Raw genomic sequence first — 16,247 nt, forward strand, 5'->3', positions numbered from 1 at the left:
TCCGGATGCAACCGCAGAGCGGGCGGCGCGTTCCAGATGACGGTGTTCCCGAAAAGCCACGCGATCAGAATGAGTCGGCGTTCGATGCGACCGAGCTCGCGCACGGCGCGCGTGTCCCATTTTGCCCGGGATGTCTCATACGCGGTATCGGTCAATGATCTCGAAGAGTCGCTGACACGATGTGGCGAGGTGCTGCTCAGGCGCTGTAGCGACGCCGAGCAAAAGGCCGGATAAAGCCAGGGACGGAGTCGCAAACCATACGGATAGAGGCGATGGCGCCATGCCAACGGTCATCGCTTCGCGAACGATCCGCACGTCGGGTGCGCCGTCCGGGAGTCGGAGAAGTACCGCCAGGCCGGCATTAACCCACTCCGCGTCGCGCATTCGCAACTGCTCGCATAGTGCGTCATGCTGGGCGGAATATAGACGCTTGAGCCGACGCACGCGCCGGATGTAGTGGCCGTCACGCATGAATTGAGCCGTGGCGAGTTGAACTACGGGTGATGGCGCGGGAGCAAGTGTTGCGGCGACCTCCGCGAATGCGTTGGCCAGTTCGGTAGGCGCCACGACGAATCCAAGCCGCAGAGCCGGGGTAACAGTCTTGCTGAAGGAACCGATATGGATGACCCGCTTGCCCTCGCCCAGAGACGCCATGGCAGGTGCCGGCCTGCCTTGCAGTTGTAGATCGCCGAGGTAGTCGTCTTCAATGATCCAGGCATCGCTCGAGGCCGCCCACTCAAGCAGCTGTAGACGTCTTCTCAACGACAGCGTCGAGCCCAAGGGGGCCTGTTGACCGGGCGTCAAGACGGCTAACGCTGCGTCGCCGGCTTTCTCGATGCCATAGTCTACGTTGAGACCGTCTGCATCCACCGGTACCGGCACGATATTCAAGCGAGCGAGTTCCAACCCTTTTCGGGTGACCATGAAACCGGGTTCTTCCATCCAGACCTTCTTACCGTCCAAACCTAACACCCGTAGTGCCAGGCCCAAGCCGGAGCTGTATCCCGAAGTGATAAACACCTGCTCAGGGTGGCAGTGGAAGTTTCTAGCGATGGAGAGATTGCCCGCGATCTCCCTGCGCAGTTCGAACTCCCCTCTGGGATCAGGATAGAGCAGAGACGATAAACATCCGGTTTTCAGTAGATTGGAAGAGCGCGCCCGTGAAAAAAGCTTCTCCGGTAGCCCTTCGAACGCCGGAATGCCGAGCTGAAAGATCGCCGGCCCAGCGTTCATCTCCTCATAAGCCCTCATAAACGCGCCGAGCCGCGGCGCTTTGGGCTGAGTCGCCGCCACGCGCAGCCGCGGCGCTACGCGGGTGCCGCCTGCCCGGAATGTTTCGATTATCTGCGCGTCGGACAACCGTTCATATGCTGCTTGAACTGTTCCGCGCGCCACGCCGAGCTGTGCCGCCAGGTCCTGCCACGAGGGCAGTCGGGTACCAGGCGCGAGCAGGCCTGACTCTATGGCCCTGCTGATGCTCTCACGAATTTGTTCTGCCAGGGACAGCTTCGCTGTCCGGTCGAGCTGAATCTGCAAGTCTGAATCCATGTTCTTGGTACACACAAAAATGGGTGATCTTGGTTCTTTTATTCGCACCATCGATGGTACAGAATATTTGCACAATCACTGCTCCGAACGTAAGGCCAACAGGGAGATAGCTGGCCATGATCCTTGGCCCGATTCGGCCTGCGTTTTGCGCGACAGTTGCAATCTTCGTGTGCGCTAGCGCTGCGGCACACGGGGCCGCCGAGATCGTGAAGCCTACTCCTCGACTTATCCCTTCACCCATAGGATTGAGCATGACCAATGCAGTTATCGAATGTATCCTCGGCCGCAGCGCCGCGAAGTACTACGACCCTTGCGCGACCTTGAGCGACGACCAGATCCGCGAACTCGTACGCATTGGCACCACGGCGCCGACATCCTTCCACTTGCAGAACTGGCGCTTCATCGCGGTACGCACGCCCGAAGCGAAGGCCCGGCTGAGTCCGATCGCCTGGAACCAGCCCGCGATCACCGATGCGGCCGTTACCTTCATCGTCTGCGGCCAGCTGGTCGATACCAGTGTCATTCCGGAGCGCCTGGCTCCGCTGGTGAAAGCGGGCGTGATGCCGGCGGCGATGGTGCCGGAATGGGAAACCCCCGCACGCAATCTGTACATGGCGTACCCGCAGCGCCGGCGCGATGAGGCCGTACGCACGGCGACGTTCGGCGCGTCGGCGATGATCTATGCGGCCCGCTCACTGGGTCTGGGTTCGACGCCGATGATCGGTTTCGATGCCGACGCGGTGCACCGCGAGTTCGGACTGGCCGAGGACGAAGTGCCGGTCATGCTGTTGTCCATAGGAGCGGAGCGTCCGGGCAACTGGGCGCAGAAGCCGCGCCGTCCCCTGGCCGACGTGCTGACGCTCGTTTAATCATCGATAAAACCGGTGGCTTATGGACGCTACGCGGCAGGAACCGCCGCTCCAGGCCCGAACAGACGCTCGACGCCGCTGTTGCCTTTGTGACGCGGCCGGAGAAAGTCGTATGAATATCTTGCACATCGATTGTAGTCCGCGACCCGAGTCGCACAGTCGAAGTCTGTCGGCGGCGGTCGTCGAAAAGCTTCTCGCGGTTCTCCCCGACGCGCATGTTAGTCGTCGGGATCTGGGATATGAACCGATACCTCATGCCAGAGCCGACTATGCAGCCACGCTCGCGACCCCAGCGTCGCTGGCAGCGGCGGGGCGGTCCGCCGACGCAGTACTGCTGGCCGAGCAACTTATTCGGGAGGTGGAGAGTTCCGATGTCATTGTCATCGGAACGCCGATGAACAACTTCACGGTCCCGTCTGTGCTGAAGGCCTGGATCGATCAGATCCTCCGTGTCGACCGCACGATGAAGTCGACACCAGCCGGCAAGGTCGGAATGCTCCCGGACCGCCCGGTATTCGTGGGGATCGCCTCGGGTGGCGTGTTCGCTGGTGATCGAGCCAATCAGCCAGATTTCCTCAGGCCCTATCTCACCGCTGTACTCGGCTGCATCGGTCTCACCACAATCCATTACCTACCGTTGCAGGCCACGGCTTTCATCGATGAGGCCCGCGCCGACGAAGTTCGCCGGTCGCTCATCGCGACGATGGAACCGACGATGGTCAGCCTCGTGCAGAGTCTCGTCTGAGCTATCCAAAACCGGTGACTTACCATTTCCGGCTGTCCTCGGAGATCCCTGGAGATTCATGCGCGGATAACACCAAAGCCCGGATTTCAAAAGCATTCAGATGCGAAAGATTCTTGCGAAAGCATCCGGGCTTACCGACAAGGTTTCGATGATGAGCGATCCCCCCACCATGGAAAACGAACCGTCGCTCTTTCACGTCTCAATCGTGGAGAAGCTGTCGTCGACGACGATTAGCATACGCTGGAGCGATCCCTGTCTGGTCATTATGCGAATCAACTCTGGGGTATGGGGCTTGCGCAAGCGGATGCATTCCTGGATTGCGCACCGTTCATCACGGGAGAGATCCTGCACGTCGACGGCGGCCAAAGTGCTGGTCGCTGAGATGCACCGGCGCCGATTGTGAAGGAGGAACAAAGTGACAATGAATCATTCGATCCTCACACGCGGGCCGGCGCGGTAGCCAGATCGGCCCTGATCTTTTTTCTTGCCGAGGCGTAACGGAATCTTATGTCCCAAGTCGACTGGCTCAGCCACCTGCTGCAAATGATCACCATCACCGGCCGACCGGAGGTGCGTTGCACCTACGGTGCGCCATGGCGCGTGGCGTGGCCGCAGTCCGCGGCGCATGAGATTCCCTACCACGTGGTGCTCAAAGGCCGGGCGATCATCGAGGATCCGGAGACAGAGACGACGAGGGAACTGGTAGCCGGAGATATCGTGCTGCTGCCGCACGGGTCGGCGCATGTTCTGCACGATGGCAGTGGACACGCGGCTGGGCCAACTTACGAAAGCGAAGGCGCTGGCGGACTGACGGTCAGCGAGAATGACGGCCAGGGCGAGCGTCTGGACATGTTATGCGGGCGATTTTTCATTGGACCGCCCCATGATCGTCTGATCCGCAATTACCTGCCCACAAATCTGGTGGTACGGACCATGGAAAGCGATGGTGAAACAGGTATCGCGTCTGCTTCGAACCACCTTGCCGCTTTCGTGCGGCTGATGCGCGACGAGTCCAGGGGCGACAAGGTGGGTGGATACTCGATCCTGAACGCGCTCAGTTCGGCGCTGTTCACGCTCGTACTACGCGAGGCGAGCGAATCCGGACGGGCCCCGGCAGGCTTGTTAGCGCTCGCCGCTCATCCGCGACTGGCTCCGGCCCTTTCAGCCATGTTCACCGATCCCGCGCAGCCCTGGAGTCTGCCTGACCTGGCAGGTTTGTGCAGCATGTCGCGCGCCACCTTCATGCGGCACTTCCAGGACACGCTAGGGCGCTCCGCCATCGACTTGCTGACCGATATCCGTATGAGCCTGGCTGCAAACGAGCTGAAGAAGCCGACGATGACGACTGAGGCCGTCGCCGAATCGGTAGGGTATCAATCCGTGTCGTCATTCCGGCGTCTGTTTGCCGACAGGATGGGCATGACGCCGGGTCAATGGCGCCGTCTCGCACGCAAGCGCCAGTAATGGCCGCAAATTATCGCTTCCCATTCGGCGCGAAGCCTCGATGCGCCGAGCGACCGCTCATTCGCGCAAGCGACCCTCGACGCGTTTGTCTATACCTGCGGCACGTGAACCTCGATCTGGACCAGACGGCATACCCCACCCCGTGTTTAGAACTGAGGGATCGACCGTCTGCGTTGACTTGATCCTTTTGGATATTTTATTGAGCAGATCCAGTCTCGAAACAAGTGTCCGGCAGGCCTAAAGTGGAGACTCCAAACCACCTGATGAAGACCTCGCACCATGAGCCGAATCCCTATTCCCGCGATCGAATCCGCCAGCGGCGCCCGAAGAGGCTTCATTTGCCTGGACAACGTCGATCACCTGCTTTTGCGTCGGGCCGACGCGGACTATCCGCCGCAATGATCGCGACCTGAGTGAGCAGGTATCGGGTTTCAGAACCGTGAATGACAGTAGCTTTGTGTAGAACGAAAGCACTCGTGTACCGCAATCTATCTCCATGCCATAGAAATCACCATGAATAATGGAATCACCATGACCAATGCAGTTATCGAATGTATCCTGGGCCGCAGCGCCGCGAAGTACTACGACCCTTGCGCGACCTTGAGCGACGACCAGATCCGCGAACTCGTACGCATTGGCACCACGGCGCCGACGTCCTTCCACTTGCAGAACTGGCGCTTCATCGCGGTACGCACGCCCGAAGCGAAGGCGCGGCTGAGTCCGATTGCCTGGAACCAGCCCGCGATCACCGATGCGGCCGTTACCTTCATCGTCTGCGGCCAGCTGGTCGATACCAGTGTCATTCCGGAGCGCCTGGCTCCGCTGGTGGAAGCGGGCGTGATGCCGGCGGCGATGGTGCCGGAATGGGAAACCCCCGCACGCAATCTGTACATGGCGTACCCGCAGCGCCGGCGCGACGAGGCCGTACGCACGGCGACGTTCGGTGCGTCGGCGATGATCTATGCGGCCCGCTCACTGGGCCTGGGTTCGACGCCGATGATCGGTTTCGATGCCGACGCGGTGCACCGCGAGTTCGGACTGGCCGAGGACGAAGTGCCGGTCATGCTGTTGTCCATAGGAGCGGAGCGTCCGGGCAACTGGGCGCAGAAGCCGCGCCGTCCCCTGGCCGATGTGCTGGCGCTCGTATAGGTGGGTCGTCGCGGCGGTGATCGCACGGAACGACCGAGGGGCGCAAAAACGGGAGGCTAGCGTAAGGTAGCTCCCATTTGAAGGCCTGACCTGCTACGACCCGGGGCCAGGCACGAAGTAAGCCGAGGGAATGGTTCCGACATGAACTATCCTCAACCAGTGAAACCAGTGACTTTAGAGAGACTATGATGACAAGGACTACTATCTTAAAGCAGGATCAGGTGCCGACCGATTCGAAGCCGACACTCGATGCGTTCACCAAAAATATCGGATTCACCCCGAATATGATGGCGGCTTTCGCGCAGAGCCCGATCGCGTTCAACGCATGGGCGACCCTGCTCGGCTCCTTGAGCAAGGCACTCGACGTGAAGACGCGTGACAGCATCGGCCTCGCTGTCTCCGAAGTGAACGGATGCAACTACTGCCTGACGGTTCACAGCTTTACGGCCAAGCACATGGCGAGGCTGCCGGCCGATGAAATCATGCTCGCCCGGAAGGGCCACGCTACCGACCCGAAGCGGGATGCAGCCGTCCAGTTTGCGCGCAAAGTCGTCGAAACCCAAGGGCAGGTCACCGACGCCGATCTGGAAGCTGTTCGCGGTGCGGGTTACACCGATGCAAACGTGATGGAGATCGTCGCGCTGGTGGCCATGTACTCGCTGACGAACTTTTTCAATAACGTGTTCGATCCCGAGAAGGACTTTCCCGCTGTTGCGCCGGCCGGCTCGATCTGAAATCTGGTCACCCGTTTGCGAAGGGATCCCGAAAGGACGGTGTACCACTCACGAGGAGAGGGACGATGAAGGCGATCATTGTGACGAACGAGGCCGCAGGAACTGCGGGGATGCAGCTGACAGAGCGGCCACAGCCGGGGGCGGGGATAAACGACGTCGTCGTTCAAGTCCATGCCTCAGGGTTCACCTGGAATCAGCTGACGTGGCCCTCGACCTGGACCGATCGTCAAGGCCGTGACCGCGCACCGTCGATCCCTGGGCACGAGCTGGCCGGAGTGGTCACCGCCCTCGGCTATGGCACGACGGGGCTGTCAGTGGGGCAGCGGGTGTTCGGCCTTACGGACTGGTATCGCGACGGCACCCTGGCCGAGTATGTGGCCGTCGAGGCACGCAACCTTGCGCCGCTGCCGGGTGACGTCGACTTCACGGTGGGCGCGAGCCTGGCGATGCCGGGCCTGACTGCCTGGCAGGGACTGTTCGAACACGGCCGCCTTCGGGCGGGGCAGAGCATCCTCGTGCATGGCGCGGCGGGCGTAGTAGGGTCGATGGTAACCCAGCTCGCACGTGAGTACGGCGCCTACGTTATCGGCACCGGACGCGCTGCCCACCGTCAGACGGCGCTCGACTTCGGCGTGCAGGAGTTCGTCGATCTCGAGAACGACGCCTTGGAAGACGTTGGCGGCGTCGATCTGGTTTTCGATGTCTTCGGCGGTGACATCGCGAAGCGTTCTGCAGGCCTGATTCGAGCCGGGGGAACGCTGGTGGCTTTCGCCGGGCCGACGGAGGCGCGACCTGCCGACGGCCTGGCGGTTGACTTCGTTGTCGAGTCCGATCGCGTGCAGCTGAGTGAGATCGTCCAGCGGGTGCGGGACGGACGACTGCGCACGAACATCGGCAACGTCTCGAACCTCGATGACGCCGTCGCCACCTTCAACGAGGCCAAACGGATCAGCGGGAAGACGATTATCCGCGTTCGTCCATGACAAAGCCGGGAGGGCGAACAGTTCTGCCCTCCCTATGCATCATGGTTCTCCGTTCGCCTGGCGGCGATCACCCCGGCACCGATCCAGGCGGAAGAGTCGGCCATGTCCCGTCCATGGCTGGCTCGACCCGCATACCCGGGGAAAACAGGAAAAAAATGAGACTCCATCATCCAATTTTCACGCGCTGGCCGGCGCAGTACCCGGATCGGCTCCAGCTCTTTTCGTTACCGACGCCGAATGGAGTGAAGGTCGGCATCATGCTGGAGGAGACGGGCCTTGCCTATGAGGCGCATCGTATCGACATCATGGCGAACGAGAACCACGATCCGGCATTCATCGCGCTCAACCCCAACGGCAAGATTCCGGCGATCTTTGATCCTGACGGTCCGGGCGGACGGCCGCTTGCGTTGTTCGAGTCGGGAGCGATCCTGCTCTATCTCGCCGACAAGACGGGGCGGCTGCTGTCCACCGATCCCAGCACGCGCTACGAAACGATCCAGTGGCTGATGTGGCAAATGGGCGGTGTCGGGCCGATGTTCGGCCAGGTTGGTTTCTTCAACAAATTCGCCGGCAAAGCCTATGAGGACAAGCGCCCGCGCGACCGCTACGCAAACGAATCAGCGCGCCTGCTCGGTGTCCTCGACCAACGGCTTGCGGGCCGCGACTGGGTGATGGGCGCTGACTACAGCATCGCCGATATTTCACTGCTCGGCTGGGTGCGCAACCTGATCGGCTTTTACGAAGCGCGCGAACTCGTCGGTTTCGAACGCTTCGCGCGTGTCCAGCGCTGGTTCGACCGTGGTCTTGCGCGTCCGGCGGTGCAGCGCGGGCTGGAAGTGACGGCGGCCTGAAGCAAGGTCGGCATGAAACAGGGAAGCGCAAAGATCAGCTGACACAGAGAACGAGAAGTCCATGAAGACCGAACCGTCGTCGCTGCCGGATAAACATTCGATGAGATCTGGCGAGTGATGCATGGAGCCGCTCAAATTGTTTTAAAGCGAGGATATCTATGATTGAAATCAACGCCGACGTGGAGGCGATCATCAAGGAGGCGATACTGTCGTTCGTCGCGACAGTCAACGAGGACGGGACACCCAGTCTTTCGCCGAAGGCGTCCTTGACGGTCAGGAACGGTGTTCTTTACTTCGCCGATATCGCGTCGCCTCAGACAATACGGAACTTGAGGCGCAACCCCGCCGTCGAGATTAACGTAGTCGACATCTTCCAGAGGCGCGGTTATCGATTCAAGGGCCGTGCGTTGATACTGCCACCAGGCGATGATGAGTATTTGACGATCGCGGACTGGGTTCAGGCGACGAACGGCCTCGAATATCCTGTCGATCACGTCGCAAAGATCGAAACCACTTTGATTACCCCATTGTTGTCGCCTGCGCATGTCTTCGCCGACCCTCCTCGAAGTCAGGACGAGATCAGGATAACGTACTATAGAAAGTACGGTGTGAAACACATCGGGGAATAGGCGCGCGGTACGCGTGCCGGAGGTTCACGGGCGCGATTCTCCTGATGCCCCCTCGAGCTGTCAATGCCGCGTCGGACTTCTGGAATCGGTCGGTCTCATCAGGCGAAAAGGGCGGATCGTCCGCCAGAAGGGCGGCTCTTGTCGGCCGACGAAACGTGTCCGGCGGATTGTCGGCGCAGATCGCCCGATTGCGCGTTGCAGTTCCGCCACGGCCGCGCGTCAGTCCGGATTCCGCGGCGGCGTGCGGCTTTACGACCGCATCGCTAATCGCTCGCCTTTCATCCCGTACCGCAAACTATTCGACTGACGCGCGGGCGCGGGGCGTTTCGCCAGATCTCGGAATGACGCACGGTCCGAAAAGCACACCTGCTTGCAGCTATTCCAGATCTGTGGGGATCGGAATTTTCCTTCCGATCTGTTCGGGCAAGCGATCCTCGACGCGCTCGTCTAATACCCGCACGTATTTGAACCACGACTCGACGAAACGGCTCGTATCGTGCCATCCCGCAACGTGGCCGCAGCAATGATCGTCTCTTCGCTTTGATCCTTTTCGATACTTTATTGAGCAAATGGAGTCTCGAAACCGGAATAGGGTAGGCCTAAAGTGGAGGCTCCTAATGACCCGACGAACAACCTGAATCTGGAAACCCAAAATGAACATTCGCGCAAATCAGTTCCGTCTTCAAATCGCTGAAAAGAGCGTTGGATCGCTCTCTGGCCTGGCCCTGCTCAGATGGGCGCTCGTGGTCATCTTTCTGTGGTTCGGCGCAATGAAATTCACGGCTTATGAAGCCAACGGCATTGCTCCGTTCATCGTCAACAGCCCCATCATGAGCTGGTTGCACGCCGTATTCGGAGTTCAAGGGGCAAGTGACGTTATAGGTTTACTTGAGCTGTCGACTGCAGCAGCGCTGATTATCGGAGCCTTTCAGCCCATTTTCTCCGCATTGGGAGCGGCGATGTCTGCTGCGACCTATCTGATCACGCTTACCTTCTTCCTGAGCACGCCCGGAGTAGCAGAAGCGACGGCGGGTGGATTTCCGGCCATTTCAGCGCTACCTGGTCAGTTTTTGCTTAAGGATCTCGTTCTGCTCGCTGCATCACTTTCCCTTCTACTGGCATCTGTACAAGGCCGGTGGCCTAACGCTCAGAAGTCGTGACCTGAACAGAAGGCCGGACATTCGGACCGGCTTATTCGGCCTGGAGAAGATATGAGAATGTCTTGCAAAGCATTTAAATCGCCTGCGATAGGCTCATGAAAGATCTTCGGCAATGAAAAGACCGGCACCACCAGGAACATTCACCCATGAAGAGGAAGAGGAGAGCAACGTGAAACAGTCCCCCCAGATCGGCGACAGGATCACCGACAAATCTTCACCGCCCGATGAGGATACTATCCGCGACTGGATGGGGCCGGAGGCGTCTGAGCACTGGGCCGAGGTGCAGGGCTGGATCGAGGCATCCTACCCCGGTGTTTTCGCACCAGATTGGCTCTATGGTGGCAAGAAACGCGGTTGGTCCCTTCGGTACAAAAAGACCAAGGCGTTCTGCACCTTGCTGCCGGCATACAAGCTATTTTCGGTTCTGGTGGTCTTGGGGCGAGCTGAGCGAGAAAAATTTGAGGCGCGGCGTTATTTCTGGAGCCCACAGTTGGTCAGGCTCTACGATGAAGCCCGAGCATACCCTGACGGGAAATGGCTGACTGTTCCGATCTCGTCCGCGGATGACCGGCATGAGGTGACACAGCTTATGAGTATGAAGCGCCCTATAGCTTCATTCGGTTGAAAGCCACGGAAGTATTCAAACCAGCGACATGTCTTGGGCTCGATAACACGGACGTTACGGTGTACTGACGTTGCTGCGGATTTGCGGCCGAACTTCGTTAGTCTCGCGCCCCTTCGCAGGCCTGCACAACGATGAGCAAACGTCCGGCCTGGTTGGGTAGTCCACATCGTCAGGGATAAAGCTGTACCCAGTGATGCGGGCCGGGTTCGCCCCTTTAGACGGAACGCAAAAAGGCTGCGGACATGCCCAGTTGGAGGTCGGACGAGAGGTTCCGCGAACGCGCTATTTCCTTGGTAAGCTGCATGACCGTACGGCAAGCAAGCGTCAGTTCGCCGTGGGGAGACATGGCAAGCGCAATGAAACGAGGCACTTGAGGGTCGACCACCATTGACGCCTGCAGCCGGCATTCTTTTTCAAGGTTGGCAATCGCGTACGGTCCGAGCAATGCATAGATCCCGCCGTCGGCCACAATATGCGCCTGCAGACTCAAAGAGTCGGCTTCCGCCGCGAAGTTGAGGGAGATCCGATGTTCGCCGGCAATTTGCTCGAGTCGGTCGCGCCAGCTGTTGGGGCGGCAGAAAGAGACCAGTGGAATACCGTCGAGCTTTGAAAAAGCGATCGTGGACTGCTTTAACAAAGGATCGCCCTCTGCGCCGACCAGGTAAGTCGCCGCCTCAACCAGATACTCGTCACCGTTTTTGGGCGTCGGACTGTTTCGAAAAAGGATCGCGAGGTCGACACTGCCGTTTTCCAACCACGTTTCCAATAACGCACCTTGACCTTCGCGCACCTGTAGTTGTACCAGGGGATAACGCTCTCGAAGGCGATGGTAAACGGTGCTCACAAGCGGATGCGCGGTTGAGGGCAGGATCCCGATTCTGACCACGCCGATCGGCTCTCCTGCCGTACTGCGGATGTCGTTTGACAATTGTGCCGTACTGGCCAGCCATGCCCTTACGCGCGGGGCGATACGCGCCCCCAATTCGGTCAGTATCACGCCTCGCCCCGTCCGCTGAAACAGACGGCCACCGCAGTATTGCTCAAGCTGAACAATCTGACGGCTGATGTGCGGCTGAGTTGTCCCATAGGCAACCGCGGTCTTGCTCAGGCTACCGAGCTCTGCGGCGTCGATGAACAGCTTCCAGGCAGCATAGTCCACTCGTTAGCCCCGGTTGGGATATGTCGATTCAGTATAGCTGAAATGTCCATTCCAGCTGTTCCCGCATAGGGCGCGCCTCACTACACTGCAACGCATGCACCGTTGTTCCGGCTTCAAGCGAAACGAGCAGCGGGCTCTCCTCTCTCGAAAAGAGGAGCCGAAAAGCTCAATTTGGATGGAGACGTCATGAAAGCGATCGATCTGCGCGGTTTGGTCCCGGCACCCGTTACACCCTTCACCCGCGACGGTGCGGTGGACCACGCAGCAATTCAACGGCTGGGTTCGTGGCTCGGCGGCATCGAGGGGGTTAAAGGTCTGACGGTTCTTGGCCACGCTGGCGAAGGCACGTTCCTCACACAGAAAGAACAGGCTGAGGTCATCCAGAGCTTCGTGAAGTCCGTTGACGGCAAGATCCCGGTCATCGCCGGTATCACGCTGGAAGGCACTGAAGTGGCAGTGGAAGAAGCGAAGCGTGCCGTGGAAGCCGGCGCGTCGGCCGGTCTGGTATACCCGTCGCACGGCTGGCTGCGCTTCGGTTACCAGAAGGGCGCACCGCAAGACCGTTACCGTGCCATCTACGAAGGCAGCGGACTGCCCCTGATTCTTTTCCAGTACCCGGATGCTACCAAGGCGACTTACAACCTCGAAACACAACTGGAGATCGCCGCACAGCCTGGTGTCTTCGCGATGAAGAACGGCGTGCGCAACATGCGCCGCTGGGACGTGGAGATCCCCATCATTCGCCGCGAGCGTCCGGAACTGCAAATCCTGACGTGCCACGACGAATATCTGCTCCATACGATGTTCGACGTTGACGGTGCGCTTGTCGGTTACGGTGGCCTGGCTCCCGAGCCGCTCATCGAACTGATCAAAGCAGGCAAGGCGAAAGACTACCAGGCAGCTCGCGCGATCCATGATCGCCTTCTGCCCGTGACGCGCAGCGTGTACCACCGTGGCTCGCACATGGAAGGCACCGTTGCACTCAAGCACGGTCTCGTTGCCCGAGGCATCCTCGAGCATGCGACGGTGCGTTCGCCGTTGCTTCCGCTCGCGGAAGGCGCGGACGTTGAGATCACTGACGCGCTTCGTTCTGCGGGCCTCGTCGACTGACGGAGGAGCTGTGCACCCATAGCCTTATGACGATAGCGAAGCGATGCATCGCTTCGCTATCAGCGTTAGCAAATAACGGCGACGCGCGACACCTCGTTCCGCGCCTCGCCCATAACAGGATCGTGAAACGACCGAAAAAGCTCCGCAGCCGCGACACAAAAGATAAAAAGCGCGATCGGTGCTTCAAAACAGAAAAAGACCGAGGGTCCATAAAATGCAGCCTTACAGGAGACAGCATGAATACCCCTTCGACCGCTTACAGCGTAGGCTTTGGTCAACCGGAGAGCGAAACACGCACCGTCGGCGAGCAGTTGCGTGCAGCGAACCTGCTGTTCCGCATCGAGAACGTACCGTTCTGCAGGTGGCACACCAAGGCACGCATTGTCATGGGCAGCGCGACCCTCTTTGACGCATTTGATGCCCTCTCGCTTGCTTTCGTGCTTCCTGTGCTCGTCGGCCTCTGGCATCTTTCTGCCGCCGAGATTGGCGCGCTGATTGCCGCCGGCTATCTGGGCCAGGTCGTAGGAGCGTTGGTGTTCGGTTGGCTTGCCGAGCGCATTGGCCGGGTGCCGAGCGCCACGATAACGGTCGGTGCCATGTCGGCAATGAGCATCGTATGCGCCTTTACGGGCAACTTGCCTATGCTTTTTTTGATGCGCTTCCTGCAAGGTATCGGAGTGGGCGGAGAAGTGCCAGTGGCGGCCACGTACATCAACGAACTGTCTCAAGCCCACGGCCGGGGACGTTTCTTCATCCTGTACGAACTCATTTTCCCGCTGGGTCTCCTTGCGGCCGCGCAACTCGGTGCCTTCATCGTCCCCCGCTTCGGCTGGGAGTATATGTTCCTCATCGGCGGGATCCCAGGCATCGCCGTAGCGATCCTGATCGCCCGTCTTCCCGAATCGCCGCGCTGGCTCATTGCAAGGGGTCGTTTCGATAAAGCGGAACGAATCATCGAGCGTCTGGAGGCAAGCACGACGAAGCGCAGCCTCGACGCGCAAACGCAGAGTGCCGAGGTTGACGAGCGCATTGTGAGCCTTCTGAACGGACTTCAGTCGAAGAAGAAGGGAAGCTGGAAAGAACTCTTCTCCCCGTTCTACAGAGGACGCACCGTTGTCGTGTGGTTGCTCTGGGCGAGCTCTTATTTTGTGGCCAATGGCATTAACAACTGGCTGCCCAGCCTCTACCGGACGGTCTACCATCTTCCTTTGCAAGAATCGCTTCACATGGCGTCCATCTCCAATGTCCTTAGCACGTGCGGGGTGCTCGCCTGCGCGTTGTTGATTGACCGGGTAGGGCGCCGCCGCTGGGCCATGGCATGCTTCATCGTCAGCGCAATACTGCTCGCCGCTCTGGGCATTCATGGAGCGGGCAGCGCCTGGTCAGTGATGTTCCTGGGATCCTCGGCCTACGCTGTGATGGCAACCACAACCGTACTTCTGTACCTTTACACCCCTGAAATCTATCCGACCCGGATGCGCGCCATCGGTACTGGTCTCGCGACTTCCTGGTTGCGAGCAGCGTCTGCTGCCGCGCCAGCGATCGTCGGCGTTGTGTTGACAGGGAAAGGCATCGCTGCGGTATTCATCATGTTTGCCGTGGTCAGTGCAGTAGGCTTCTTCGTAGCTGCCCGAATGGTGGAGACGACCAATCGCGCTCTTGAAGAGATTTCCCCGTAGCCACGCGCGTTCCTGACGGCTCCTTCTCCTGACATGGCTCAAGGGGAGGAGCTGCCTGGCTCCTAACACCTGTTAGCTTCTGCGACATGCTTGCGCACGCGCCGTCACTCAAAGATGGTTAATCAGTGGTACTAACTAGAACATGAATGGAGACAACCGAAATGAAGAAGTCACAACGGGTAATCGCCCGCTTTCCTGCGCGGAAAGTCGGCACCAGGCTTGGCATTGCGGCGCTTTTCTGTTCAGGTCTGGCATTGACTTCTGTCGACGCACAAGCAGATAGCGGCTCCCAGGTCCAACTTTATGGCCTCATCGGCACCTATGTCGGGAGTCTCAAACGTAGCGACATGCCGCAATCTGCGGTACTGATGGGGAGCGGCGGACTCACCACTTCCTTCTGGGGAATCCGCGGCAACGAAGACCTTGGCGGCGGCGTCAGCGCCATCTTCGCCCTTGAGAGCTTCTTTCAGCCCCAAAACGGCGCGCTGGGTCGCAGTGCGGCGGACCCATTCTGGTCCCGCAATGCGTACGTGGGATTTAAAGGCGACTTCGGCCAGTTAACCTTGGGGCGGCAAAGAAATCCGATGTATACGGCAGAATCTCTCGTCAATCCATTCGGATCATCTGTCGTCTTTTCCCCGCTCGTTGTCCAGACGTTCGTGGCCAATTATGGGGGCACGATTATCGGAGATACGGTGTGGAATAACACTGCCAAGTACACGACCTCGAACCTGAAGGGTTTTGGCGCAACGGTAATCTACGGCCTTGGTGGCGCTGCGGGTTCACCTGGCATCGGTAACCTCGGCGTTCACCTGAATTATCAAGGTCACGGCCTCACGGCGGTGCTGTCCGGCCAGCGCGTGCGGTACACCGCAGCTGGGCCGGTGGGAGCGCAGTATGCCTATCTCGCGGGCGCAGCGTACGATTTCAAGGTCGTGACGCTCTACGGGGCGTGGGCGATGACAAGTGACGTGAGTACACCTACGGGCAGCCACACCTATGAGGCGGGTTTGTCGATCCCCTTCTCACCGGCTGACTTTCTGCTCGCAGAGTGGGCGCGCACGCAACGGTCAGGGCCCACGCATACGACCAACAGCCTTCGCAACACTGCCGCTCTCGGTTACGACCATCTGCTGTCCAAGCGGACGGACATTTACGCGATTTACTCAATTGACAAGCTTAGCGACCATCCCATTGGCAACACATTTGCCGTCGGCATTCGGCACACGTTCTAGGTAGCGTTCGTTTCTTTATCGTCGCTTCCTGCTTTTTCGCACCCCTGCGACACTGACATCCACCTCCAGGACACCCCGTCCCGATGCCGTTCCAATTCTCGTCTGATATGGCCCAGCCACGGACCTCAGGATTACCCACATCTGCGCGGGGATAGCGCTTGTAAACAGCTTGAGGCGGTGTTAACTTGAGGCACCGCCACAGGAACTACACGTAATTGCCTTCGACCGACAATCAGGATGACCAGGACGACTGGGCCGACATCGAATTCGGCGCGGCAAATCTGGGCGATGCCCGTCTGACGAGCCG

15 protein-coding genes and 1 pseudogene are annotated in these 16,247 nt (G+C 59.5%); 14 read left to right on the forward strand and 2 right to left on the reverse strand.

The window, feature by feature from the left end; all coding sequences use genetic code 11:
- Positions 1-135: 135 nt before the first annotated feature.
- The gene (gene pdxR / locus C0Z16_RS33540) at positions 136-1,548 is read right to left on the reverse strand and encodes a MocR-like pyridoxine biosynthesis transcription factor PdxR (protein WP_102636303.1); all 1,413 of its coding nucleotides are present in this window, start codon (positions 1,546-1,548) and stop codon (positions 136-138) included.
- A 251-nt stretch (positions 1,549-1,799) separates the two neighbouring features.
- Here pdxR and C0Z16_RS33545 point away from each other — a divergent pair, with 251 nt between their 5' ends.
- From C0Z16_RS33545 to C0Z16_RS33595, 11 genes and pseudogenes are all read left to right on the forward strand, one after another.
- The gene (locus tag C0Z16_RS33545) at positions 1,800-2,417 is read left to right on the forward strand and encodes a nitroreductase family protein (RefSeq protein WP_102636304.1); all 618 of its coding nucleotides are present in this window, start codon (positions 1,800-1,802) and stop codon (positions 2,415-2,417) included.
- A 112-nt stretch (positions 2,418-2,529) separates the two neighbouring features.
- The gene (locus C0Z16_RS33550) at positions 2,530-3,162 is read left to right on the forward strand and encodes an FMN-dependent NADH-azoreductase (protein ID WP_102636305.1); all 633 of its coding nucleotides are present in this window, start codon (positions 2,530-2,532) and stop codon (positions 3,160-3,162) included.
- A 297-nt stretch (positions 3,163-3,459) separates the two neighbouring features.
- A pseudogene (locus C0Z16_RS39090) lies at positions 3,460-3,543 on the forward strand (3-oxoacyl-ACP reductase); the annotation flags it as partial.
- 126 nt (positions 3,544-3,669) lie between these two features.
- Positions 3,670-4,626 carry an AraC family transcriptional regulator gene (locus tag C0Z16_RS33560; protein ID WP_102636306.1) on the forward strand — a complete coding sequence of 319 codons (957 nt, stop codon included), beginning with the start codon at positions 3,670-3,672 and terminating at the stop codon, positions 4,624-4,626.
- Between the two features lie 513 nt (positions 4,627-5,139).
- Positions 5,140-5,775, forward strand: a complete 636-nt coding sequence (locus C0Z16_RS33565; RefSeq protein ID WP_102636307.1) for a nitroreductase family protein — start codon at positions 5,140-5,142, stop codon at positions 5,773-5,775.
- A 188-nt stretch (positions 5,776-5,963) separates the two neighbouring features.
- Positions 5,964-6,509, forward strand: a complete 546-nt coding sequence (locus tag C0Z16_RS33570; protein ID WP_102636318.1) for a carboxymuconolactone decarboxylase family protein — start codon at positions 5,964-5,966, stop codon at positions 6,507-6,509.
- Between the two features lie 65 nt (positions 6,510-6,574).
- The gene (locus C0Z16_RS33575; RefSeq protein ID WP_102636308.1) at positions 6,575-7,492 is read left to right on the forward strand and encodes an NADP-dependent oxidoreductase; all 918 of its coding nucleotides are present in this window, start codon (positions 6,575-6,577) and stop codon (positions 7,490-7,492) included.
- Positions 7,493-7,647: 155 nt separating this feature from the next.
- Positions 7,648-8,343 carry a glutathione S-transferase N-terminal domain-containing protein gene (locus tag C0Z16_RS33580; protein WP_102636309.1) on the forward strand — a complete coding sequence of 232 codons (696 nt, stop codon included), beginning with the start codon at positions 7,648-7,650 and terminating at the stop codon, positions 8,341-8,343.
- A 158-nt stretch (positions 8,344-8,501) separates the two neighbouring features.
- On the forward strand, positions 8,502-8,972 hold the full coding sequence (locus C0Z16_RS33585; protein WP_102636310.1) for a pyridoxamine 5'-phosphate oxidase family protein: 471 nt from the start codon (positions 8,502-8,504) through the stop codon (positions 8,970-8,972).
- 653 nt (positions 8,973-9,625) lie between these two features.
- Positions 9,626-10,132, forward strand: a complete 507-nt coding sequence (locus C0Z16_RS33590) for a YkgB family protein (protein WP_102636311.1) — start codon at positions 9,626-9,628, stop codon at positions 10,130-10,132.
- Between the two features lie 169 nt (positions 10,133-10,301).
- Positions 10,302-10,757: a DUF3788 domain-containing protein gene (locus C0Z16_RS33595; protein ID WP_102636319.1), complete on the forward strand. Its 456-nt coding sequence runs from the start codon at positions 10,302-10,304 to the stop codon at positions 10,755-10,757.
- A 214-nt stretch (positions 10,758-10,971) separates the two neighbouring features.
- Here the strand turns inward: C0Z16_RS33595 and C0Z16_RS33600 are convergent, their stop codons facing one another.
- Positions 10,972-11,916 (reverse strand): LysR family transcriptional regulator, encoded by a 945-nt coding sequence (locus C0Z16_RS33600; protein ID WP_102636312.1) that lies wholly within the window; start codon positions 11,914-11,916, stop codon positions 10,972-10,974.
- A gap of 186 nt (positions 11,917-12,102) precedes the next feature.
- On the opposite strand from C0Z16_RS33600, the gene C0Z16_RS33605 reads away from it, so the two are divergent.
- From C0Z16_RS33605 to C0Z16_RS33615, 3 genes are all read left to right on the forward strand, one after another.
- Positions 12,103-13,026, forward strand: a complete 924-nt coding sequence (locus C0Z16_RS33605) for a dihydrodipicolinate synthase family protein (protein WP_102636313.1) — start codon at positions 12,103-12,105, stop codon at positions 13,024-13,026.
- A 236-nt stretch (positions 13,027-13,262) separates the two neighbouring features.
- Entirely contained in the window at positions 13,263-14,705 is a 1,443-nt protein-coding gene (locus C0Z16_RS33610; RefSeq protein ID WP_102636314.1) for an MFS transporter, read from the forward strand.
- A 161-nt stretch (positions 14,706-14,866) separates the two neighbouring features.
- Positions 14,867-15,940, forward strand: coding sequence for a porin (locus C0Z16_RS33615; protein ID WP_102636315.1), 1,074 nt, complete (start codon positions 14,867-14,869; stop codon positions 15,938-15,940).
- Positions 15,941-16,247: the final 307 nt, after the last annotated feature.

The organism is Paraburkholderia rhynchosiae, assembly GCF_002879865.1.
Lineage (GTDB): Bacteria > Pseudomonadota > Gammaproteobacteria > Burkholderiales > Burkholderiaceae > Paraburkholderia > Paraburkholderia rhynchosiae.